We start from the raw sequence: 24504 nt of genomic DNA on the forward strand, positions 1-24504 counted from the left end.
TGTCAAAAGTCAGACACATTCCCTTTTTCATTATGCCTTATCTTCTTTTCGCCTTTGCCGCCGCCTCCTTCGCCTTTTGGGCTTCGCGGCGGGCTTTTTCTTTGGCTTTCAGCTTTTCCTGGTATTCGCGTTCTTTCTGCTTGCGCTCTTTTTCCTTCTGCTTGAGGCGCTCTTTGTATTCGCGTTCCTTCTGCTTGCGGAGTTCTTCGCGGGCTTTCAGCTTCGCTTTACGTTCGGCTTCAGTTTGTTTCAACTTGGCTTTACGATCACGTTCGAGTTGTTTTTCCCGGTCGGCTTTCGCTTTCAACAAGGCTTCTTCTTCGGCTTTCTGCTTCTTCAGAAGCTCTTCATTCTCTTTCGCTTTCTTTTCCTGCAACTCTTTTTCGGCCTTTTGTTGGGCTTCAAAGGCTTTGCGGGCTTCTTCCTTGCGGGCGGCTTCTTCGGCGGCTTCACGCTTGCGGAGTTCTTCGATCTCTTTCAGGGTGAGTTCCTTCGGTTGCTCAACAGGGGCAACAACGGCTGGAACGGTATCGGCCTGTACCGGGGCCACAGTGTCTTTAACAATCTCCTCTTCCTGACGGACAATCGTAGTATCAGCAACAGACGGACGCTCAACCGGAACCGTGTCTTTTACGACTTGTTGTTTTACCGGCGGCTCGGCAGCTTGCTGTTGTTGCTGTTCCTTCGGACGGACGGTTTTCTTAACCGGCTGTTCTTCCTTAGGCTGTACGACAGGCGTTTCTTCCGGGATGTTTTCCTCTGCCTCTTCGATCTCTACGGCTTCTGCTTCAGCTTTTTCAGCCTCGGCTTTTGCATCTTCTTCCTTGATTTGCTCGGCAGTCATGCGTGCTTTCCAACGGGCGGCCAATTCAGGTGCAGCCTCGCCGAAGTTTTCCTGGAAGAAGTCGACGTATTCCTCGAGCGTCTTACCACGCATCAGTGTTTCGTAATTATCATCGGAAATCGGGAGGATGGCAACATTCTTATCCAAAGCCGTCGCATACCCGTCTTTTCCGTAGATCATCTTATAGTAATGGAGAATCTCATCGAGGTTGAAGAAACCATGAATGGTCAGCATAGTCATCGGACCTGCCTCCTCAAAACTCAAGTCGAACTCTTTCACCATAAAGTTGGCGAAGTTATAAGCGGCAACGGCAAAGAGCAACTGGTTACGGTCGAGCGTTCCGGTCGGATACATCAACAGCATCCGGTAAGAGGTGTTCGGTTCAGCCGTAAAGGTACGAGCCGAGTCGGCAGCCGAAAGCGTACCATCGTCACCGACACCAAAACGCAGGTTCCAGGTCATTCCCCTGACACCGCCTTGAACCATCATACGCCCGCGAAGGACACCTTTCAGCATCTCACCAGCCAATTCCGTCACATCGGCGGACGGATATTTCTCTACCAATGCTTTCAGGGCATTCTTAAACCCTTCGGCATCTCCCGCCTGCACATAGGTCAAAGCATCGAGGAACATGAACTTGGGCAGCAGGTCCGCCAACGGATACTTGGCGCTGACTTCGCGGAAGTTACGGCGCACAGTCACAGTATCTTCCGCCAAGTAGCTGCTATAAGTAGCCTGGTAAATAGAATCCTGCATCACATCCATCATGCGGATATTGTATTCGTAATTGGGATCGGCAATCGCAATCGCATAATCCGATTCGGGGAACATATTGATCAGCTTGTTCTTATACTCGGTAGCCAAAGTCGTATTACCCGAACGAAGCGCCATCAGATAGACCTGATAATAGCTCTCCAAAAGATGGTTGTGTTTCGGGAAACGGCGTTCCAGTTCCTCAAAGGCTTCGGTGGCCAACGGGATATCTTCGAGCTTGTCCTTATAGATCATCGCCATATTATAGAGACCGTCTTCTATAATGATATTGGAAGCTTCCACATCTTCAGGTGTCATCGGAAGTTGCTGGATATAGTATTCGCGCGTCTTCGGATCATCGGCGGCAACCGGTTCCAAGCCGGCTTCCAACGAATCGGCAGCTATCGGCAAGCCGTCAGGACCTAAAGCGACAGAGTCTATTGCCGCTTCTTCGCCGTTTGCCATCTCTTCATTGAAGGTGGACATTTCCTTTTTACGCCGGCGCCAGTTATCTTCCAGCGTTCGCCGTCCCCATTTACGCTGGAAAGCGGTTTTTCCCTGCGCAACAGCCTGCGGGTTGTAGAAATAAAAGCCGGAACCTCCGGATGCGGTCGGTAAGGTGATGCCACCTGTTTCCGTTCCCGGACGGTCGATGCCTGTTCCTTTTGCCTCTTGTTCAGCGAGGTAAGCTTCCTTCTCGGCAAGAGCTTTCGCCTCTTCTTCCTCTTTCTTTACCTGTTCGATGATCTTGTCGATCACGGCAAGGCGTTCCGCTTCGGGCATCTTGGCAAGCGTCTGCAAACTGTCCTGCAAATGGACGGCTTCCACATGGACGACCAGTTCGTCCAGGATAGCGGAGAGTTTGGACACACGTTCATAGTCCTTATATTCTTTCTGGATGCCGGACAGAGCGCCGCTGAAGTTCGGCTGCGCCTTGACATAGTCGCGTTTCTGGAAATAGAGGTCTCCCAGTTTGATCTGGCAGATCGCTTTGTCCAAGCCGTTCTGGGTACTTTTCTCCACACCTAACTCGTAGTTTTTGATAGCGTTGACCGTATCTTCCCGGCTCAGATAGACATTTCCCAAAGCATAATAAACCTGGTCGAGCAGGTCTTTATTCTTGTCGCTCTTCGCCATCCGCTGCAACATCTTAACTACTTTCTGGAAGTTTCCGCCGGTAAACACTTCGGTCTGACGGATGCGGGCGGCAAATTCGAGTTCATACGGAGGATTGGCTTTTATCACCTGCCCGAACATCTGGTAAGCGAGTCCGTTTTGCTCCTGGTCGGCATATATCTGTCCCAACAGGTACTTCATGCGAGTCCGTTGGCGACGGTTCTTCTCCGCCTTGATAGCCGTCTTGAAGTAAGGGACGGCTTCTTCATATTGTTTGTTCTTCACTAAGTAGTCGGCATAGACCGTCGCATATTGGTTCAGATTCTTCCGGGGAATACCGTTCGTATTGAGTTTGCCTAAGATATCTTCGGCCTCGTAGAACCAATCCATCTCCGAATAGCAGCGTGCCTGCCAGAGACGTGCTTCGGCCACGACTTCCTCGTCATGCGCATAATGGCGGGCGATATAAGAGAACGTTGCGGATGCTTGCAGAAAGTCAGCGTTGTAGAACTGGGCCTGCCCCATCATCAGCCAGCACTTTTTCAGGAAAGGGTTATATTCCTCCTGTTCCTGCCAGGCGCGTTGTTTGGGGTCGTTGCGCCATCCCGGTTTCTTGGGCGGCTTTGTCTTGATGGAGTGGAGCTTGATGGCTTTATTACTTTTCTCGATTGCGCGGTCGAAAGGGCCTCCGGCGGTTTGCTTGTCTTTGGGCTGTGCACTGATCGGATACATCAGGATCATATCGGAATAGCTCTCTTTGTAACCATTCTGCATGGAAAGCAAGGCTTCATCGAAAGAGGTCTTACCATTGAAATAGATATTGTAGCGGGAGTTAAAGGCATGGTAAAAGCGGTTCGCCTTGGTATTCTTTTTCGTACTGCAAGACCAAAACAAAGAGACAACTATTAATGCCAATATATAGTAGAAACCTTTCTTCATTGTATTCGTTTGTGATATAAATGAGGATTTATATCATTCATTTAACGCTTGGAGACGGCTTTTATTGCTTTCACTATCAAAAAGAAAAGGACGAGGACGAGAATGATAAACGCACCGGAAGGAACATTCAGGAAATAGGACAAGACCAACCCTGCCACACAGCCTAAAAAGCCGATGGCAATACTGCCGAACATGATCTTTTTGAAGTCTGACGTAAAGAGGTTTACCGTGATCTGCGGCAACGTCAGCAGGCTCATCAACAACATGATACCGACCAAACGGATCGAAAGGACAATCGTCACGGCAATGAAGAACATCATCACATACTCGATCCACTTGACAGGCAGCCCTTGCGTAACGGCAAAATCCCTGTCGAACGCCACGTAGACAATCTCACGCAGGAAAAGGCTGAAAAGAACGACCAGCAACAGTGCCAATGCCGCAATCCAAACGATATCGCCCGTCGAAATCGTCAGTATATTCCCAAAAAGGTAAGCAGACAGGTTCGGCGCATAGCCGGGAGTCAGGAAGATAAAGATCACTCCCAACGCCATGCCCAACGACCAGACACCGGCAATGGCGGAATCTTCCCTCACATTCTGCGTCTTGCTGACCCACTCCACACCGAACGCGGAAAGCACCGAAAAAAGCATCGCCATCAGAATCGGATTCGTCCCTAAATAGAAACCTAATCCCAATCCCCCGAAAGAGGCATGCGTAATACCACCGCTGATAAAGACCAGGCGGCGGGACACAATATACGTTCCCACAATGCCGCAGGCGATCGCAGTAAGCAGGCTGCCCAGAAGGGCATGTTGAAAAAAGCTATATTGCAGTAAATCCATTCTTTTTCTTATTACATCCTTTTTTTATTCCATGGGCATGAAAATTTAGTTCCATGCCCATGAAACTAAAATTCCACAGGCATGGAACTTAATGCACACGCCGTTCGCCGACAATCAGAAACGCCTCGTCTTTCAGGGCATCCGGCAAACTGATCGCACGAAGTTGCAGGCTGCGCAGCCAACCGGCCACCTCCACATCCTGCAAGGTATAAAGCACGTCGCGAAACTCGTTCACGGCATCTTCGTCATACGCATCGGAATCAACGCCCTGGAATCGGTCCAGTTCTTCATCATCGTAATATTCGATTTTCTTGCTGACGGCAGCCAGCAGACTGTCGCGTTCGCAGGTTTCATGCTGCCCGCAACACTCGTCCGTGACAAGCTCCTGCGCTTCGGGAATTTCCGAAATCTCGCCGCGTTCCAACATCTTCTGCAACTTCCGGTTCCGGAAATAGCCGGCGATGGCGGCAATGACACCCAATACGATAATACCTATGACAATATACCACATATCCTTGTCCTTTTTTCTATATTCACTTTTTCATCTATTTGCGTCGGAGCTGACAACAAATCCGGCCATCTTCAAATCCTCCCAGAAATGAGGATAACTCTTGCTCACCACCTCCGGATCGGCAATCTCGATCCCTTCCGGACGCACAAGGGCGGCAGGCGCAAATGCCATTGCCATGCGATGATCCTCGTAGGTCGCAATGACCGGATGCGCTTCCGGCTCACAACGTTCGCCGTTCCATTCCAGGATACTGTTATTGCTGTCCGTCAGCAGATAACCCAACTTGCGAAGCTCTGTTTTCAGCGCCTCGATGCGGTCTGTCTCCTTTATCTTCAGACTTTGCAAACCCGTAAAACGGAAAGGGGTATTCAATAACACACAGGTGACAACAAAGGTTTGAGCCAGGTCCGGCTCATTCACGAAGTTATAGTTCAGCTTCTTCACACTGTTGCCGTTGTGTTTCAGGACTATGCCGCGATCAGTAAAAGTGGTGCCGACACCGAGTTGCGCAAACAGCTTCGCTCCGGCAGCGTCTCCCTGCAGGCTATTCTTAAACAATCCTAACAATTCGATCTCCGCATTCCGCGATAATGCCATCATGGAATACCAATAGGAAGCGGCACTCCAATCGGATTCGACCGTAAAAGGAACCGGGTTATATTCCTGCGGGCGTACTTTGATCGTCTGCCCGTCCCATTCCGCCTTCACCCCGTATTGCGCCATCAGTTGCAAAGTCAGGTTAATATAAGGTTTCGAAATAATATTCCCCTCCAGATGCAATGTCAAACCGTTTTCCATCAAAGGAGCGATCATCAGCAAGGCCGAAATATACTGTGAACTGACTCCGCCGGCAAGCGAAATCTCGCCTCCGTGCAACGCACTTCCGAAAATACGGAGCGGAGGATAGCCTTCTTTCTCCATATATTCTATCCGCGCCCCAAGCGAATTAAGCGCATCCACCAATATCTTGATCGGCCGGTTCTTCATCCGCTCCGTCCCCGTAATCGTCCATTCGCCCACCACCTTAGACAAAAAAGCCGTCAGGAACCGCATTGCAGTCCCCGCGGCTTTTATATCAAAGTCACGATCATTCGAGTCGAGCGCCTTCACCATCACCTCCGTATCATCGCAATCCGACAGATTCTGAATCTCATACGGACTATAACTCAGCGCATTCAATATCAACGCACGGTTACAGATACTTTTAGAGGCGGGAAGCTTGACGGAAGCTTTCAGCAGGGAAGGAGCTGTTATCTTGTACTTCATTTGACTATCACATTAATGGAGCACAAAAATACTGATTTTATCGGAATAAACAGCCCCGTCCCTTCATAAGCAACTATAAAATGCGCCGATACCCGTTTGTGTCGAATAAATATTTTACCATTGCGGATTTTGCGGATACACATTCGTGCATCTATCGATCTGGCTTTGCGGGATAGGACGTAATTCATGGAACGGCTTCATATTGCCGTGCGCCTTCGTATTGTACAAGTCCGTTCTCTCGATCAGTTTGCCCAACCGTTTCAGGTCATACCAACGTTTTCCCTCTCCACAAAGTTCACGGGCGCGTTCATCCAAGATAAAATCTATGGACAGGTCAGAAGCTGAAATCTCCATCTCTTTTTCTTTCCCTTCTATCGCACAATTCCTACGCAATGTATTAATGTATTTTACAGCATCATCCATATTTCCATCTCTGTAATACGCTTCCCCTGCCAAAAGATAAGCTTCGGCAACCCTGAAACAGATCCAGTCCCTTGTTCCTCTCGCTTCATTGACAGTAGGACGCTTAGGATCCTCAAACTTTTTCAATTGCAAAAAGATACGATTATTTACCGTCTGATAGTTTACGCCCAAGCTTTCACTGGACTCCGGATTATACACCATATAATTCTTGGAATCAATCAGGTCCTTTCCCCATGCTTTCTTAGGTAAATAAAATGCTGTATCTCCAATCGCAAGCTTATCTGTTGCCATAACCGCGTACCATGTATCACGCCAATAAGCCTCATAACGGGAGTCTATCGACGCGTCATAGAGTTCCGACATAAACTGAGTCGGTTTGAAGCGGGCGTAAGGACGTCCATATTCTATCACACGGGTCATTCCCGGAATATTTGCATCATATTTAGGTATAAAATACAAATGGGTTTGGTTTCCGTCTTCCCTTAAAGATTCATCCTCGGAAAACTGTAAGCTCCAGATAATTTCGTTGTTCATATCATATTCCCGATCGAAAACCATCGCTCTTTTGGCTTGCAGTGTATATTGAGATTCATTGATAACACTCGTTGCCAACCGGGCAGCCTCTTCAAATTGAGGTTTACCGCTTCTTTCATCGGAAAGCAAAACATACGAGAGGAAGAATTTGGCTCCATAGACGTCTATCCGGCCGTAATCGGTCTGTTTTACAGGCAAATTCTCAACGGCATACCGTAAATCCGAATAAATGACTTCATCAAAAATCTGGTTTACAGGAGTCCGGTTTGCTTCCGTTTGAACCCCGATAGTCGGTTCAAGTGATAAGTGGACATCACCAAACTGCATCACCAAATGATAATACATATATGCCCTTAAAAAGCGGGCTTCCGCCTCACGCTCTTTTTTCTCCGAATCAGACATATTGGGCACCTGATCGATAAAATAGGTCACATTGTTACAGGCATTAATGCCAATATAGCAATCCTCCCATACGTTGGTGATCTGTCCGGCTGTAAGTGAAATATTATAAGTATCAAAATTCACATCTCCGTCAATTCCGGCTTCAAAAATATCCGTTCCCTGCTCTGTCAGCTGCAATAAATTAGTCGTCGATGCAGTAAAAGAACGTAATCTGGCATAACATGCATTTATTAATGTTTCTATACCTGTTTTCGTATTGTAATATCCATCAGGTGGCAGCACTGTTTTAGGATCTTCATCTAAAATGTTACAACCGGAGAAAAGAATTGAAAAAACAAGGCATGTCAATATAATCTTTTTCATTTCTATTGATTTTTAGGTTTAAAAATTAAGATTGATCCCTAATTGATAGGAAGTAACAGCCGGATACGATCTTTTATCCGTTCCGACTTGAGGGTCCTGCCCGTCAAACGGTGTAAAAACAAACGGGTTATTGATGTTTATATAAACCTTTGCATTTTCCATCTTGAATCTCTGAATGAAACTCTGAGGTAAAGTATATCCTAATGAAATATTGGATATACGAACAAAAGACACATCCTTAACAAAGTAGTCGCTATTCCCCAATTCAGTGTATGTACCCTTAATTGCAGGAGCCGGATGACTGTTAGATTGATTCTCAGGTGTCCAGTAGTTGGCACTGAAACCTCTATATCTTACCGGATCATCATTACTTTGTTTATGAGTCTCCGAAAGAGCTTTAACTCCCTGTCGAGTATATAAACTCACATAGAAATCAAAGCCTTTATAAGCCAATGACGTATTTAAACTTCCGATCCACGATGGGTCTCTACCGATAATATATCTATCGTCATTCAGATTAATATTCGGTTCCTCCCCTTCTTTATTATAAATATCCCGATATTTAGGATATCCGGGCTTCGCACCATAACGTGCTGCTTCAGAAGCCTCATTTTCTTGCCAAACTCCGATGAAATCCAACAGATAATAAGCCCGTATAGGACTACCTATAAAGTAGTTAGACCCGACATCGTCTTTCTTGTCTCCATACAGGTCCAAGATTTCATTCTTATTCTTCAGGAACGTAATTCCCATATTCCATCTAAAATCGGAATTTCTGATAATATCCCCATTCAAGACAATTTCAACCCCCTTATTTCTTGTACTTCCGATATTCTGAAAGATCTCGGAGAAGCCTGATGTTACAGGAAGTTTCCGCTTAAGGATCAAGTCTTTCGTTGTTCTATGGTATAAGTCTATAGCTCCTGTCAAACGGGAATTAAACAAACCGAAATCCAATCCTAAGTTATATTCCTCCGTTTTCTCCCATTTCAAATCAGGATTCGGAATGCCGGTAGGAATGGTTCCGATAGCAGCGCTTTCATTCCACGAATAATAGGTCTTGGACAATTTACCTAATGTCTCATAAGGGTCTACATTTGTGTTGCCTGTATTACCCCACGAAAGACGTAATTTCAGATTATCCAGGAATTTCGCTTTTGCACCGCTCAAGAAAGATTCTTCAGAAAGTCTCCAGGCAACAGACATAGAAGGGAAACCTGCCCATTTATTTTATCGGAAAGCCTTGAAGAGCCGTCATAACGATAAGTAAGAGTGAAAAGATAACGTTCCAGTAATGTATAATTGATACGTCCCATAAAAGACATAATCCCCCACTCTGACAATTTCGTATTTTTATCAAGAATTGTAGATGCAGATTCCAGATTATAATACAACCCGTCATAATACATATCAGTTCCTTTCAAATAGACTGATTTTTCCTGAAACTGCTCGACGTTAAATGCCGCCATAGCACCGATTCTATGATTACTATTGATTTCTTTATTATAAGACAATATATTATCTATAACTGAAGACAGTCTTGTTCTGCTATCAAAACTTGCAGCATGTGCCCCTCCACTCCTTTCGCGAGTCTCACTGCCTTGATAAATACCTTTATTCGTATCCGTAAAATCCACACCAACAGAGAATTTATATGATAATCCATCCCAAATATTCCAATCCAAAGCAGCAGAGCCTATAACTCCATATTCTTCAGTGGTATTTTGATTGTTTTGAATCTCACACAACGGATTGGTAACCAACGATTCATTTGGCGTCGGATATAATTTCAAATCTCCTTTCTCATCTCTTACCGGAGCCAACGGAGATAGCTGATAAATATGGTATATATAATCAGGAAGAGCATCATTCTTGGAATAAGAGCCTAAAATTGCAGTTGTCAATTTTAATCGCTCTGAAAATTTAAAAGTATTATTGAAATTAACATTGAATCTCTTATATCCGGCATTATCCACTAATGAGCCTGATCGAGATATCCCAAAGAAAGCATTGTTGCAGTCTTTTTACTGGCTGCACTAACCGTCAAATTATGATTAGTTGCAAAAGCGGTTCCTCCCCATACTTCATCAAACCAATCCGTGAATGTTCTGTTTTTCCACGAGTTTAGTTCCACATCATCAAACATCGCAGCGTCCGAATTATCTTGTCCGGCATTCGCCAATGCTCTCCGTTTATAATCGACAAATTCATCTGCAGACATAAAATTCGGCTTTCCTGCAGCTTTATCAAATCCAACCCAACCACTATAACTTGCCTTGATTGAAGATTCTCCCGCCTCGGCTCGTTTTGTTGTGACAATAACAACACCATTTGAACCTCTGGCGCCATAAATAGCAGAAGCAGAAGCATCTTTTAAAATATCTATCGACTGCACATCATTCGGATTCAGATTCACACTCGAACTCTGCATGGGAATTCCATCAACAACCCAAAGCGGATCATTGGAACCGGTAATAGAGTTTATACCACGAATTTCAATTGTCGGATTACTACCCGGTTTCCATACTCCCCCAATATCAACGGGGATTTTACCTTGCAATGCAGAACCCAGGTTCGGACTATTGGTCTTCGTTATCTCTTCTGCCCGGACTTGTGTAATAGCTCCTGTCAAATCCTTTTTCTTGGCAGTACCATAACCGATAACCACCACTTCTTCCAATGCCTCTGTATCTTCAGACAATTCGACAATAAGAGAAGACTGGCTTCCAACAAGTACTTCCTTGGGAGTATATCCGATATAAGAAATCAACAAAACAGCTTTATCCGGCACATCCAGAGAAAAACGTCCTTCCACATCTGTTATCGTTCCGTTGGTAGTTCCTTTCTGTACCACATTTGCTCCGATAACAGGTTCACCGGTATTGTCTTTTACGACACCTGTGATATGCCGATTTCCTTGTTGCATCTTAGCCAAAGAACTACTATCCATCTTTTTATCAGCAGGGTTTATCAATATCAGATTGTTTTCCGTAATTTCATACTGAACCCCTTCTTGCTCAAAAAGACGTTTTAAAACTGTTTCTACGGTTTGTCCTTTTGCCTGGATAGAAACTTTCTTATCCAGATTAATCTTTCCACTCTCATAGATAAACCGGAAATCAGATTGATTTTCGATCAAATAAAGGACTTCCTTTATCGACTGGTTCCGTACATCCAATGACAACTTTGTGTTTTGTGAATAAACGGTTGCAGAGATATTAAGCGAGAAAACAATCAGGAATAATGTCGTTAATCTCATAATAGATAATATCTTTTTAAGGGCCGGAGATGAATCCAGCTCTAACATATTAAATAAATTCATATATTTGCAAATTGATTGTTAGTTAACTATTAGTGTTACAAGCACTAATTTTTATGATCAAACTTATAACGGGAGATGTTCCAGCATTTCCCGTTTTTGTGTATTCACATGGTGTGTTTTACTTCATAGGCAATACTATTTAGAGGTTATACTTATATGTTTTCCTTTCACATGATAGCTTATATGGCTCAGGCGGGATAAGGCTTCCATTACATCCGTCACGGTTTCTTCCTGTATAACACCGTTGTAGCGGATATCTTCGCCCAGGCCGGATTGCAGCGTAATTTCCACATCATACCATCTTTCCAGATACTTGCAGACAATCGACAACGGCATATCTTCCATATACAGTTTATTGTCCAACCAACCATACGAATGGGACAATATGCCTCCTACCTGCTTGATCTTATTGGTATTCTTATCGAAGACGGCTATTTCGCCCGGCTTCATGATCAGCGTTTCTTTTCCGCTCTCCAGTTCAATACAACCTTCGACCAGGGAAGCCTGGACAACCGAATCATCGGTATAAGCCTGCAGGTTGAAGGATGTTCCCCAAACTCTCACATTCAAACCGCCGGCCGTCTTTATCACAAAAGGCTCTTTGCTCTTAGACACATCGAAAAAGCCTTCCCCTTGAAAGGCGACCTCCCGTATTTTCTTTTTCGGGTCATAAGAATAAGCGACTTCCGATCCTGAATTCAGCTTGACGAGCGACCCGTCCGGCAAAACAATCTCCGAACGATTCCCATAATCGGCAGTCATACGTACCAACACATCCGATTTTTTTTGGAAAACGCCCATAAAAGAAAGGGTAAGAACGATTAATAACGAAGCGGCAGCACCGGAAACCGCATAGGATATATTCCGCAAATATTGCCGGGAACTCTTCTTTTGTCCGTTTATCGCATCCACCTTTTCCCAGGCAAGACCGGAATCATAGGTCCCGGATTCCGTATAAAGATGGGATTCTTCCCAAATCTTCTTATACAGATCGAAATCCTTCCTGTTTGATTCATCCTCCGCCAACCATTCCGCCAACACCGGATCGACGCGCTTTCCCGCATCCTCCTCCAACAGATAATCGACAATATAATCTTTGATATGTTTTTGTTCTTCCATTAATCCCGCTTTTATTATATGACACGACAAATAAAAAAAGGTCCTATCGAGGACTCAAAAAATTTATATTCCTTTCAATTCCAGGCAACGTTTCAGCTTCTGGAGTGACGACCAAATCTGATTTTTGATTGTTTTTACAGAGATTTCGAGTTTTTCCGATATTTCTTTCTGCTTCATTCCTTTTATGCGGTGAAGCAACAGTACTTCCCTGCAACGGTCCGGCAGATGGTCTATACAGCCATAAAGAGCGATCCTGAATTCTTCGGATTCGACCCTGTTGTCTTCATAAGAAAATTGATCCTGGCTCTCCGACAAATTATTAAAATGCACCTTTGAACGGAGATGGTTTAAGGCCAAATGTTTAGCAGCCCTATATAAATACCCGCTGACATTTTCTCTAATTTCAATCCGTTCCCGGTTCTTCCATAAAGTAAGAAATAAATCCTGCACAACATCTTCCGCATCGTTCTTGTCCATAAGAAGGCTATAGACATATTGGCAAAGGCAAGCATAATAACGTTCGAACAGTTTATTATAACTAACGTAATCACTCTTCCCAATCGCTTTTATCAGCTTTTCATCTGTGGTAAATGTATTAGACATATTCCTCCGGTTTTTATCTCCTCAGCCCCCAAATATACGATAAATTTCGGATTGCGATCGAATCGGCTTCAAGAATAGGCTTTTTATACAAACTGATTGGCATATCTCTCTATTCCGGAAGGGAACTTATTGTAATCTATTTAACATGAAGATGTGCCATCCTTGTTCCCACACCTTTGGCACATCCTCATGTTTAGAAGGAGTAAGCTCCTTAATATTCATCTACTTTCTGATCCACTCTGAACTGATCCAGCTGTTTCTGCAAACGAGCGGTAACGTCGGCATAATCCGGGTTGCCGTACAGATTGTTCAGTTCGTTCGGGTCGTTCTGCAAGTCATACAGTTCATCACAGTTGATCGCCTCGTTGACCTCATTCTTATCGCCGTAGAAATGGATCAATTTATAGCGGCTGTCCCGCACGCCATCATGACGGCGTACCATGTGGATAGCCGGATAATCATAGTAATGATAATACAGGTATTGGCGCCAGTCCTGCGGAGTCTCGCCGCCGAACAAAGGGGCCAAAGAGGTTCCTACCATATAATCCGGTTTCTCGATTCCCGCTATATCCAGGTAAGTCGGGGCATAGTCTATGTTCTGGACCAGGGCCGTGCATTCGCTTCCCGCTTTGATCTTGGCAGGATAACGGATGATGAGCGGCGTACGGAAAGATTCTTCGTACATAAAACGCTTGTCGAACCAGCCATGTTCGCCCATGTAGAAGCCTTGGTCGGAGGTATAAACAATCACGGTATTATCCATCAGCCCTTCCTTTTCCAGATAGGCGATCAAACGGCCTACCTCATCGTCGATAGCTTGATGCAACGTATATAATCCTTGATATAACGTTGGTACTTCCATTTCACCAAATCTTCGCCTTTCAGGTTCTGGTTGATGAACTTTTCGTTACGGGGTTTATAGGAGGCGATCCAGGCTTCCCGCTGCTCGGGAGTCATACGGTCCAAGGAGCCGTCCCAGCCTTTCAGGTTCCACTCGTTTTGGCAAGCTTCACTGTGTCTCAGCTCATCGACCTTCAAATCGTAGACTAAAGTCATATTTTTGTCGATACGCATTTCCTGCGTACGGGCGGCGTCGCAACGGGTGGCATAATCATCATTGAACGTATCGGGGTATGGAAATTCCACATCCTCATACAAATCCATATACTTCGTATCCGGCATCCAGTTACGGTGCGGGGCCTTATGGTGGACTAACAGACAGAAAGGCTTATTCTTATCTCTTTCCTCGAGAAACTCGATAGCATGATCGGTGGTCAGGGTCGTGGCATACCCTTCTTCCTTTATATACTTGCCGTTTGACTCTTTGCTCTTGAACTCCGGATTATAATAATCCCCCTGGTCCCACAACACATGGTAATAATCGAACCCTTTCGGCTCGCATTGCATATGCCATTTACCGACAACGCCGGTCTGATAGCCGTGTTGCTGCAATATCTCGGAGAAGAAAGTCTTCGTCGTGTCGATACCTTTTCCCAACTGCCGTTGCCCGTTCTGATGGCTGTAGAGTCCGGTCATCAAGCAAGCCCGGCTGGGTGTAGAAAGTGAGTTTTCCACGAAAGCCTGGCGGAACAACATACCTTCTGCGGCCAAACGATCCAGGTTAGGCGTAGGTGCCAACTTGCCCAAGGCATGTCCATAGGCGCTGATCGTTTGATACGAATGATCGTCCGTCATGATATGGACGATGTTGAGCGGCTTCTCCGCCGCCTCCTTTTGCCCCGTTCCGCAGGCGGAAAGCAAAAGGGCGGGAGCTAATAAAGCTCCGTAGTTGATTGTATTTTTCATCTCCATGTGAATTTATTAGATGCTTACCAATAATATTTCTTCGCGATTTCAGTCATCACCGGATACTTACTGTCCTCATCGTCATATTGGCGTTTTAATTCCAGAAGTTTAGTTTTCAGTTCCTTTATTAAAGCCTTATTTGCCGGGTCATTATAGATGTTTTTCATTTCCATGGGATCGTTCCCCAGATCGAACAGTTCCCATTCCGGTGTGATCGAGACATTCTTGGTGCCGGTCATGCCTAAAGACTCTCCATAATAGAATACCAACTTATAACGATCTGTACGGATACCGTAATTTGCGGTGACATTATGGTCGTTATCCGCGTTCATCCAATAACGATAATACATGGCTTGCCGCCAGTTGCCCGGAGTCTTGCCCTCCAAATTCGACCGGAAGCTTTCCCCTTGCATTTGCCCGGGTTTGCTCACCCCCGCATAATCGAGAAACAGAGGGGCGAAATCGATATTTAACGTAATGTCCTTGTTCTCCGTTCCCGGTTTAATCTCCTTGGGATAGCGGATCACGAACGGCATACGCAGGCATTCTTCATACATCAGCCGTTTGTCGAACCAGCCGTGTTCTCCCAGGAAAAATCCCTGGTCGCCCGTATAGATGATAACCGTATTATCCGTCAAGCCATTATCGTCGAGGTATTTCAGGATGCGCCCGACGTTCTCGTCGATACCGGCGATGCAACGCAGGTAATCCTTGATGTATATTTGATAAGCCCAATGGCGGAACTCATCCCGGCTCAGATTGGTCGGAAGGTCGGTCTTCACGTCGGACGGGCGGAAATTTTCCATGCTCATCCGAAGCAATTGCGCGTATTGCCCTTTGCCTTCATAGGTATCTAAGAGATTTTCCGGTTCCGGTATCGTCACATCTTTCAGTAAATCCTTAAACCGTTCCGCCGGAGTCCACGGGCGATGCGGCGCCTTAAAATGGCACATCAGGAAGAATGGTTTATTTTTATCCCTTCCTTCCATATATTTGATCGCCTGACTGCCGATCACATCCGTAGAGTGGCCCTTGTAGACTTCTCCTGCCCGTGGATCCGCCTTCGGATCATCCCCCCCATTTTCCTTTTTCGATAAGCATCGGATCGATATAACGCCCTTGTCCCGGCAAGACATTATAATAATCGAATCCGGTAGGCTCTGCATGCAAATGCCATTTGCCGATAATAGCGGTCTGGTAACCGGCCTGCTGCAAACATTTCGCCACGTTCGGATGGTCCGGGTCCAGAGGGTCTTCCAACGTATATACCCCGTTCTTTTGGCTATACTGTCCGGTGATAATAGCGCCACGGCTGGGTGTACTGATCGAATTCGTAACGAAACAGTTCTGCAGGATTGCACCTTCATGTCCGATCCTGTCAATATTAGGGGTTGGCAAGATATCCGATAGGATTCCACCATAGGCACTTACCGCTTGCGAGGCGTGATCGTCGGACATGATATAAATGATGTTGGGGCGATCCCGGTCTGCGGCAATCATAGTTTGTGTGGCGAAAACGCCACACAAACATACTGTTGTCAGATTATTCCTTTTCATACGCTATATTTATTAGTCACCTGTTCAACTAATATCAATTCCATCCGGGGTTTTGAGTCAGCTCCGGATTCAAGTCCATCTCATGTTGGGGGATAGGCATGAGGATCATGTGATCTTTTACGTTACTCGCAATGTCTGTCTTGTTACTTTCCGCGATGGAGGCTTCATAAGCGCTATGTTCCTTCATACGTTCTACGAACTTGCCCATCCGTACCAGGTCGAACCAGCGATGTCCTTCCAACGGAAATTCCAGCCATCTTTCTTTCAGTATGGCATCCCGGAACGCATCTTTTGATAATCCGGCATAGTTACCGGAAGTATCCCCGTAGGCCCGCTCGCGAACCCTGTTCAAAACCTCGTGGGCTTTCGCCGATTCCCCCAGTTCATTCAAGGCTTCGGCATACATTAACAAGGCATCGGCATAGCGGATGATATGCATATTTATCTCGCATTGATTCTCCGCTTTCAGGCCTTCCTGCCAATATTTTCCGAACAGAGGGATCGAGGATTCCATCTCATGCCCGTTATTGGGATTCGTAAAATGTGTACGGAAATTAACCGGCCAGCGCAGATCATTCTTGTCATAAGCATTATACAACTCCATCGTCGGGATATCCGCCTCATTTGAACCGGCAACACCTATCGGTTCCGGGATAGAGTATTTAGGCCCCGCCAATCCCATTTCCTGGTTGAACACCAGCGGTTGCGGCTTAAACTCCACATACAGGACGGCTTCTTTTCCTGTTTCAGTAGCAGGATTCCAGTTATCCGCATAATTCTGATGCAGGCCATATCCATAAGTTCCTTCATTCTCGATCACTTCGGCCAGTGTGCTTTTCGCATTCGCATAATCCCCTTTAGTCAAGTAGACTTTACCTAACAATATTTTAGCTGCTCCTTTCGTGACACGTCCCAGATCGGTAGAGCTATAATCAGAGGAAACCGGCAATGCCTGAGATGCATCCGTCAGGTCCGCAATTATTTGTCCATAGACCTGTTCTTTATCTATCCGGGGGCCCATTGCATCATCTATATTGTCCAATTTCAAGACAAGAGGAACATCCCCGTAGAAGCGGACCAGGTTGAAATAAAATAAAGCCCTCAAACATTTCGCTTCACCGATCAGGCGGGCTTTCAAAGTCTCGTCCATCGTCACTCCCGGGATATTATTGATAGCGACATTCGCCCTCATCACTCCCGAGTAATTGTTTTTCCACATATCCCGGACAAACGTATTTTCCGAATTATGACGCAGGAACTCCAGGTCTTGCAAAAAAGCATTCGGCATTCCCAATCCGTTCTTCATGGCATCCGTCGGTAAGTCGCACATCAAGTACATCTGACGCTTGTATATCTCATAGAATTCCTGATAAATAGCGTCGACTCCTGATTGCGCATCCTTTTGATTCGTATAAAAGTTATTCGTAACCAGGCGATCTGTCGGATTCTCATCGAGGAAAGAACAACCGCTCAACAAACTGGCTGCTATCAAATAGCTATATAGAAATATTCTTTTCATGATCATATTAGATTTCATTTATTTAATATCAAGTTTTAAACCAACCATAAATGTCCGGGCTTGCGGATAACCTCCGTAATCCTCACCGGCTTCCAGTGTGGAGGCCCCCTTATAGCTCACTTCAGGGTCATAGCCGCGATACTTTGTCCAAGTCAATAAATTTTGTCCGGTCACATACACCCGCAAACCTTGTATATGCTTCAGTTTCAACTTGGAAAAATCATAGGATAAGGAGAGCGTTTTCAATTTCAGATAAGAGCCGTCTTCCACAAAGCGGTCGCTAACCAATATATTACGGTTCGTAGAGGCTTTCGGATAAACATTACTCGGATGTTCCGGAGTCCACCGGTTCACCAAGTCTGCGTAGGCATTCGTACCTCCTGTCGGTGTTTCCAGCTCCATCGCGTTGTAGTTGTATATTTTGTTTCCTACAGAATACTGTAAGAAAACATTCAGTTCGAAACCTTTATAATAGAACGTATTCGTCATACCCCCGAAGAATTTAGGATTTGCATCTCCCAAGATTTCCCGGTCGTTGGTTGCATCCACCTTACCGTCTCCGTTCAGGTCTTTGTAACGTCTTAGCCCTACGCCGATCGGGGAAGCGGAAGAGGTTTGCTTTTTGCATTCTTCTTCATTCTGGAAGATACCGTCAAAGCGGTAGCCATAGAAGATACCGATCGGTTTACCCACGATAAGTCGACGAATGGCTCCGGTCTTCAAGTGCCCGTCCCCTTCGCTCATCTCTTTGTAATCTTCTCCGCCTAATTCCAGGACCTTGTTCCGGTTGAGTGAGACATTGAATGCCGTTGTCCAGGAAAAATCCCGTCCTGTGATATTATCACTCTCGATAGACAATTCCCAACCGTGATTCTCGACGCTACCGATATTCTTCAGCATGGTCTGATAACCGGAAGTATAAGGTATGGCAACATCATATAGCAAATCTGTTGTCTTCTTCTTATAATAGTCTGTCGTAATACGTAAGCGGTTATTCCATAATCCAATATCAAGTCCCACGTCGAATTGTCCTGTCCGTTCCCATTTCAAATCCGGATTGGGTATTCGATTGGGAGAAAAGCCTGTTACTTGCGAATCCCCGATCACATAGCTGTAAGAATCCAGTGTCGCCAATGATTGATAAACACCGATCTCGGTATTTCCCGTAAAACCATAACTGGCTCTTAACTTCAAATTAGGGATCAGGTCTTTTACCGATTCCATAAAAGACTCCTCGGAAATACGCCAGGCAGCTGATGCGGAGGGGAAGAAACCATATTTATTGTTCGATCCGAAGCGGGAAGAACCGTCGATACGCGCATTGACCGAGAACAGATAACGATGATCGTAGGAATAGTTTACACGGGCCAGATATGACATCAGATTCCATTGGGTAGCGTTGGATTCCGGCTTGTTATAGATGGAACCTGCTCCCAGGTTATTATACAGCATAATGTCGTTCACGAAATTTGAGGAAGAGGCCAAAGCGTACTCCGTATTATTCTGCTGCATGGTAAATCCACCCAATACACTGAAATCATGCTTTTCCGCAAACGTCTTATTCCAGGTCACCGTATTTTCATTCAGCCAGTTGATGCTCTTGTTAATGCCGACATCAGCGGAGGCGATACCCCGGGCCTGATAAATGGAAACCGGCGTATATCGGTTCGTTTTATGATACATCACATCCGCACCCGCTACGATCTTTACTTTCAGATCGGGAATGATTTCCCACTGGGCATATATATCCCCCAATAAACGCGACGTTGCATTATTGAATTTCCGTTCTTTGGCTGTCCCGACAGGGTTTGGGATTAAAAGACCCGGCACATTTATCTGGGTATAAGTTCCCGCCAGCTCGTCTTCATATATAGGAAGCGCCGGATTCATTCTTAACGCACCGGAAACAGTTCCATCCTCTCCACCGGTATCCGTAGCTACTGCATTATTAATCGTGTGAGTTCCCGTAGCATGCGTACCGACCGTGAAATTACTAAAAATATTACGGTCGAAATTCAAGCGGATGGAATAACGCTTAAAGTCCGAATCTAAGATAATACCTTTTTGGTTGGTATAGTTCCCGGAAATGGAGTATTGCGTTTTCTCGTCACCTCCGGAGAAATTCAGTTGGTAGGTTTGGGTAAGGCCTGTCCGGTAAATCTCATCCTGCCAGTCCGTGCCATCCCCGACCTTGGCGATCTCCGCTAAATCGGTCGCACTATAATAGGGGTCCAAACCGTCGTTGGTATAAGCCTCATTGACTAACTTCACGTAATCCTGGGCTTTCATCACGTCTATTTTCTTAGAGACATTGGACCATCCGAAAGAAGTCTCGAAAGAAATCACATCACGTCCCTTCTTACCGCTTTTCGTCGTGATCAATACGACACCATTTGCAGCACGCGCCCCGTAGATTGCCGTTGCGGCAGCATCTTTCAAGATTTCGATAGACTCGATATCCGATGGGTTTACGGTCGACAGGCCGCTCATCTGCGTCTTGCCACCGGTGTTACCGAAACCGCTACCGCTATAAACCGGGAAACCGTCGATAACATAGAGAGGCTCGTTTCCTCCCTGCAGAGAACTGCTACCACGTACCCGGATAGAGGCCACGGCTCCCGGCATACCGGATGTTTGGATTACTTGCACACCGGAAGCACGGCCGACAAGGCCCTGGTCGATGGAAGTCATCGGCGTCTGCTGCAATTCCGCCGTTTTGACGGAAGACACGGAACCGGTCAAATCGCTCTTCTTAACAGATCCGTAGCCGATGACAATCACTTCATCGAGCCCCTGCGAATCTTCCGCTAATTTGATAGCAAAGGAGTTTTTGTTGCCAACCGGGATTTCCTGTGTGAGGTATCCGATATAAGAAACCTGAAGTACGGAAGAAGCGGAAACACTGAGGCTGAAGTTCCCGTCCATATCGGTTATAATACCGTTTGTCGTTCCTTTTTCCACGATATTCGCACCAACCACAGGTTCACCTTTTTCGTCCTTCACGACACCTGTTACTTTTTTTACTTGGGATGGGGCGGATGCTTTTTTTGAAATAATAATATGCCCGTTACTGAATGACACAGAACAATTCGTCCCTTTAAGAAGTTGTTCCAACACATTTTTCACGCTGTTTTCCTTCGGTAATTGTTTAATGACTTGAGAGTCATTCACCTCTTGTGTATTGTAGTCTACAAACAATTTTGTCTGTTGCTCTATTTGTTTAAAAGCAGACTTTAAGGTTAAACTATTTCCGGACAACCGAACTTGCTGATTTTGAGCAAACACAAACGAGCTGTTGATAAACAATGCTCCCATTATAAAAATACGGAAAAGAGTTTTTCCCGCTTTTATATGTATTAGATTCATAAAGTTTATATCTTTGTATGTTTGAAATTTATTTATTATTTATTTTTCAACGCTTTACGTTGAGTTCAAAAAAGTTATTATTTGATTTCAAACGCCGGAAAGAGGGATTTTCGCACTTTCGTTCTTTCCGGTTTTCTTTTGTTCATGGTTTTTTCCTCCTTTATTTTAGTTTATAAATACTACATTCTCTTTTATTTTATAATGAATACCTACTAATTGATGCAGGACGTTCAAGACATCCTCCAATGTTTCATGCGGGGCAAACTTAACGTTATAAGACTCACCGGCATACTTCTGTGAATTATAATGAATCGTCACATTAAACCTCCGTTCCAAAGAGGACATCAGAAGACTGAAGGGTACGTTTTCATAAATCAGATAACCGCTACGTTTCAATCTATAAAGCGAAGCATCGACTGGCTGGACCGTCACAGTATGCGCCGTATGTGAATAAATCAACTGTTCATTCGGCTTTAATATCTCAGACTGATGCTCGTCTGATCTCACGTCGACCTTGATGCTCCCTTTTTCCAGAATAGCACTCGTGCATGAATCACCCGGATAGGAAACAACCGTAAAAAGAGTTCCCAATGCTTGTACTGCCAGATAGGTCGTCTTTACGATAAAAGGTTTTTCCTTATCTTTCTGCACCGCAAACGAAGCCTCGCCTGTCAGGTAAACCGTACGTGTTTCCGCATCAGTAAAATCTTTCGGGTAAACAAGCAATGAGCCGGCATTCACCCAAACACGGGAACTATCCGGAAGAATCACCTGCCGGCTTTTGCCATAGGGAACAAACAACTCTGCCATCTCCACATGCCGGGCGGGTTTCAGGCGGTCAGTAGCAAAGAAAGTCGCTGCTCCGGTCAACAACATTAACGCTATCACTGCCGCATATTTCAATTTCCGCTGAAACGACAAAACAGTTTGTTGAAAAACCGTCTCCGGCTGCAGGCATCTCAACAAGCCATCCCAATCCTCCAGGGTTTCCTCCGTCACGTCAGTCACCGATTCTTCCCAACAGTTTTGCAACGCGGCTGTCTTTTCCTTCATTCCGTCTTCAGCCCGCAACCAGCGGCCAAACAGAATGCGCCCGGAACGGGAAAAACGCTTCCCGAAATAGAGTTGTATAAGTCGTTTTATATTGTTGTTTTCTTCCATAAAATCCCTGTGCTTTATAATGGAGTCGGCTTGCTAAGGAAATACACACAACCTAATATGCACTTTTTTTCAATTTCTTGTAAAACAGTCAGCAGATTACCTGTAAAATGGTATTGTAGTGCTTCATGGGGTTATTGTGCCGTAAAGGAAGGAACCACCCGGCAGATAGAATGAACGATGCGGAATGTGCGCCCCTTCCAAACCGACCCGCTATTCATGTCACAGCCGTGAAACAGAAGAAATCCAACTGTAACATAGAAGGTAGACAGTTGTGACATAAAAGGAATACAGCCGTAACATGCAATAGAGGATCGATGTTTATCCGTTATTTATTCAAATATTCATGACAAAGAATAGATAAAGGACTTTGCGAAGAATGGCAAGGGCGGCGGTCAGGTGGTTTTCCACTGTCCGTTTACTGATATCGAGGCGCATAGCGATTTCGTCATTAGACAAACCTTCCTCACGGCTCATCCGGTAGATTTTGCTTCGCTGGGGAGACATTCGATCGACCGTACGGTTGATGATCGATTGCAGTTCGCGAACGAACAAGGCTTCTTCCTCTGATTCGGCCGGAGAGGCTTCCTGCAGGTATTCATTCGTATATTTTTCCGATACAATGAGACGGTCGAAGTAGTCGTACACGGTAAAACGCGCCATCTGGAAAAGGTAGGAGGAGAAAGAACGGACATTTTTAAGTTTTTCGCGGTCTTTCCATAAAGAGCAAAACAAGTCCTGCGCCATATCGCGGCTGGCTTCCTTGTCGTGCGTCAAGCCGATAAGAAAATTCACCAACCTCGGCTGGTATCGGAAAAATAACCGCTCAAATGCAGCTACGTTTCCGGCTGCAATCTTCTTCAAGTCGTTTTGCTCTTCCGGTAATTTCATAATAAATGCGAAGTAGCGAAAAATATCAGAATAATCAAAACAAAAGGCCGAAAGCTTATCTGTCGCTGTTCCGGTTTTACTACGGGATCGTGAGAAAAACAAGTGTATAAAACAGATAAAGCCTATTATTCCTATGCTTCGAGAATTAGGAATAATAGGCCGAAAATACAATCTTTATTTACTTACTTCAGATAGGGTTTCCCATCTTTCCAGAAAACCTCTTCCTGTGTGATATACCAAGTTTTTCCATTATCGTTATTTCCCTGATAAAACAGATATGTCCGCCCATCCAGATCGGTAAATAAATGTGGATGTCCGGATTCACTGGAGTTCCATTCACCCGGTTTGCCATTCCGCAGAAAAGGTTCTTTCGAAAGGCGCTTCCAAACAATACCGTCTTCGCTTTCCGCAACACCTATTTGTTGGGGAGCGTTATTATAAGCTCCGGCATAGAACATAAACAGTTTGCCATCTTTTTTTGCAATCGAAGCACCTTCGATACACTTGCCTTCCCACGGATATACCGGATACAGAATGGAGGAGTCTGCCGCCTGTGTCCAGTCTTCCCGGTTGAAACCGGTGTTAGCCGGTGCGACAGCGACACCCTGCATCTGGATGTCATAATCTTTATCGCGGGTTGCGAAGTAAAGAAAGTAACGGCCTTTAAATTCACACACTTCCGCGTCTATGGCACGCCCGCAGGTCCAGTCTCCGGAAGGATGAAAGATCGGATTCGTCGGATTTCTTTTAAAATGTACGCCATCATCCGAAACTGCGTGGCAAATGGCATCATTCTTTCCATTTCCATACGTCTGGTAAAACAGATGCACCTGTCCATCCTTCACCAATGCACCGGGAGCACATAGTCCTTTTTTCTCATAATCGGCACCGGGAGCAGGCGTTATCTCACCAGCCTTTGTCCAGTTAACCAGATCTTTGCTCTCCGCAATCCCAATATTCCAGCCGGAAGCCTCATCTCCCTTTTTAGGAGGAATGGAATGATACATCAAATACCGTCCTTTAAAGTTTACCACATGCGGATCTTTCGAGTAGGGAACCCCGACTCGGGAAGTATCGCCGTACATCATGCGAGGATGTTGAGCCTGCCCCCAAAGGGGCAGACAAAGTGCTAACAAAAATAATAAACGTCCAATCATTTATTTCGTT

The 24504-nt window shown here is 45.4% G+C and carries 17 protein-coding genes and 1 pseudogene; all 18 read right to left on the reverse strand.

Annotation, left to right across the window (positions count from 1 at the left end; genetic code table 11):
- Positions 1–37: 37 nt before the first annotated feature.
- On the reverse strand, positions 38–3652 hold the full coding sequence (locus tag DW083_RS03095) for a cell envelope integrity protein TolA (protein ID WP_122331387.1): 3615 nt from the start codon (positions 3650–3652) through the stop codon (positions 38–40).
- 41 nt (positions 3653–3693) lie between these two features.
- Positions 3694–4497 (reverse strand): metal ABC transporter permease, encoded by an 804-nt coding sequence (locus DW083_RS03100; RefSeq protein ID WP_115498863.1) that lies wholly within the window; start codon positions 4495–4497, stop codon positions 3694–3696.
- Positions 4498–4585: 88 nt separating this feature from the next.
- Positions 4586–5008 carry a phospholipase gene (locus DW083_RS03105; protein ID WP_122331388.1) on the reverse strand — a complete coding sequence of 141 codons (423 nt, stop codon included), beginning with the start codon at positions 5006–5008 and terminating at the stop codon, positions 4586–4588.
- Between the two features lie 30 nt (positions 5009–5038).
- A complete protein-coding gene (locus DW083_RS03110; RefSeq protein WP_122331389.1) occupies positions 5039–6274 on the reverse strand; it encodes a 3-phosphoshikimate 1-carboxyvinyltransferase in 1236 nt (411 codons plus the stop codon).
- A 114-nt stretch (positions 6275–6388) separates the two neighbouring features.
- Positions 6389–7996, reverse strand: a complete 1608-nt coding sequence (locus DW083_RS03115) for a RagB/SusD family nutrient uptake outer membrane protein (protein WP_122331390.1) — start codon at positions 7994–7996, stop codon at positions 6389–6391.
- Between the two features lie 18 nt (positions 7997–8014).
- Complete coding sequence (locus DW083_RS23300) at positions 8015–9166, reverse strand: TonB-dependent receptor domain-containing protein (RefSeq protein ID WP_255419773.1); 1152 nt, start codon at positions 9164–9166, stop codon at positions 8015–8017.
- Positions 9163–9972 carry a TonB-dependent receptor gene (locus DW083_RS23305; RefSeq protein WP_255419774.1) on the reverse strand — a complete coding sequence of 270 codons (810 nt, stop codon included), beginning with the start codon at positions 9970–9972 and terminating at the stop codon, positions 9163–9165. Before DW083_RS23305 ends, DW083_RS23300 begins: the two co-directional genes overlap by 4 nt.
- A complete protein-coding gene (locus tag DW083_RS22470) occupies positions 9972–11255 on the reverse strand; it encodes a SusC/RagA family TonB-linked outer membrane protein (RefSeq protein WP_233551721.1) in 1284 nt (427 codons plus the stop codon). The genes DW083_RS23305 and DW083_RS22470 overlap by 1 nt, the downstream gene beginning before the upstream one ends.
- Positions 11256–11453: 198 nt before the next feature.
- Positions 11454–12437 (reverse strand): FecR family protein, encoded by a 984-nt coding sequence (locus DW083_RS03125; protein ID WP_122331391.1) that lies wholly within the window; start codon positions 12435–12437, stop codon positions 11454–11456.
- 63 nt (positions 12438–12500) lie between these two features.
- A complete protein-coding gene (locus tag DW083_RS03130; protein WP_122331392.1) occupies positions 12501–13040 on the reverse strand; it encodes an RNA polymerase sigma factor in 540 nt (179 codons plus the stop codon).
- Between the two features lie 211 nt (positions 13041–13251).
- Positions 13252–14846: pseudogene (locus DW083_RS03135) on the reverse strand (sulfatase).
- Between the two features lie 23 nt (positions 14847–14869).
- Positions 14870–15835: a sulfatase/phosphatase domain-containing protein gene (locus DW083_RS23310; protein WP_370038629.1), complete on the reverse strand. Its 966-nt coding sequence runs from the start codon at positions 15833–15835 to the stop codon at positions 14870–14872.
- A gap of 79 nt (positions 15836–15914) precedes the next feature.
- Positions 15915–16403, reverse strand: a complete 489-nt coding sequence (locus DW083_RS23315; protein WP_255419776.1) for a sulfatase-like hydrolase/transferase — start codon at positions 16401–16403, stop codon at positions 15915–15917.
- Positions 16404–16437: 34 nt separating this feature from the next.
- Positions 16438–17922 carry a RagB/SusD family nutrient uptake outer membrane protein gene (locus tag DW083_RS03145; protein WP_122331431.1) on the reverse strand — a complete coding sequence of 495 codons (1485 nt, stop codon included), beginning with the start codon at positions 17920–17922 and terminating at the stop codon, positions 16438–16440.
- An 18-nt stretch (positions 17923–17940) separates the two neighbouring features.
- A complete protein-coding gene (locus DW083_RS03150; RefSeq protein WP_233551722.1) occupies positions 17941–21288 on the reverse strand; it encodes a TonB-dependent receptor in 3348 nt (1115 codons plus the stop codon).
- Between the two features lie 165 nt (positions 21289–21453).
- A complete protein-coding gene (locus DW083_RS03155) occupies positions 21454–22449 on the reverse strand; it encodes a FecR family protein (RefSeq protein WP_122331394.1) in 996 nt (331 codons plus the stop codon).
- Positions 22450–22782: 333 nt separating this feature from the next.
- The gene (locus tag DW083_RS03160) at positions 22783–23337 is read right to left on the reverse strand and encodes an RNA polymerase sigma-70 factor (RefSeq protein WP_122331432.1); all 555 of its coding nucleotides are present in this window, start codon (positions 23335–23337) and stop codon (positions 22783–22785) included.
- Positions 23338–23519: 182 nt separating this feature from the next.
- A complete protein-coding gene (locus DW083_RS03165) occupies positions 23520–24494 on the reverse strand; it encodes a family 43 glycosylhydrolase (protein ID WP_115499329.1) in 975 nt (324 codons plus the stop codon).
- Positions 24495–24504 lie beyond the last annotated feature (10 nt).

The sequence above is a fragment of the Parabacteroides sp. AF48-14 genome (genome assembly GCF_003477465.1).
Lineage (GTDB): Bacteria > Bacteroidota > Bacteroidia > Bacteroidales > Tannerellaceae > Parabacteroides > Parabacteroides acidifaciens.

Bases quoted from the DNA above. Each gene is read 5' to 3' on its own strand.
- DW083_RS03095 (WP_122331387.1), bottom strand. From the start codon at position 3,652: ATGAAGAAAGGTTTCTACTATATATTGGCATTAATAGTTGTCTCTTTG.
- DW083_RS03100 (WP_115498863.1), bottom strand. From the start codon at position 4,497: ATGGATTTACTGCAATATAGCTTTTTTCAACATGCCCTTCTGGGCAGC.
- DW083_RS03105 (WP_122331388.1), bottom strand. From the start codon at position 5,008: ATGTGGTATATTGTCATAGGTATTATCGTATTGGGTGTCATTGCCGCC.
- DW083_RS03110 (WP_122331389.1), bottom strand. From the start codon at position 6,274: ATGAAGTACAAGATAACAGCTCCTTCCCTGCTGAAAGCTTCCGTCAAG.
- DW083_RS03115 (WP_122331390.1), bottom strand. From the start codon at position 7,996: ATGAAAAAGATTATATTGACATGCCTTGTTTTTTCAATTCTTTTCTCC.
- DW083_RS22470 (WP_233551721.1), bottom strand. From the start codon at position 11,255: ATGAGATTAACGACATTATTCCTGATTGTTTTCTCGCTTAATATCTCT.
- DW083_RS03125 (WP_122331391.1), bottom strand. From the start codon at position 12,437: ATGGAAGAACAAAAACATATCAAAGATTATATTGTCGATTATCTGTTG.
- DW083_RS03130 (WP_122331392.1), bottom strand. From the start codon at position 13,040: ATGTCTAATACATTTACCACAGATGAAAAGCTGATAAAAGCGATTGGG.
- DW083_RS23310 (WP_370038629.1), bottom strand. From the start codon at position 15,835: ATGGAAGGAAGGGATAAAAATAAACCATTCTTCCTGATGTGCCATTTT.
- DW083_RS23315 (WP_255419776.1), bottom strand. From the start codon at position 16,403: ATGAAAAGGAATAATCTGACAACAGTATGTTTGTGTGGCGTTTTCGCC.
- DW083_RS03145 (WP_122331431.1), bottom strand. From the start codon at position 17,922: ATGAAAAGAATATTTCTATATAGCTATTTGATAGCAGCCAGTTTGTTG.
- DW083_RS03150 (WP_233551722.1), bottom strand. From the start codon at position 21,288: ATGAATCTAATACATATAAAAGCGGGAAAAACTCTTTTCCGTATTTTT.
- DW083_RS03155 (WP_122331394.1), bottom strand. From the start codon at position 22,449: ATGGAAGAAAACAACAATATAAAACGACTTATACAACTCTATTTCGGG.
- DW083_RS03160 (WP_122331432.1), bottom strand. From the start codon at position 23,337: ATGAAATTACCGGAAGAGCAAAACGACTTGAAGAAGATTGCAGCCGGA.
- DW083_RS03165 (WP_115499329.1), bottom strand. From the start codon at position 24,494: ATGATTGGACGTTTATTATTTTTGTTAGCACTTTGTCTGCCCCTTTGG.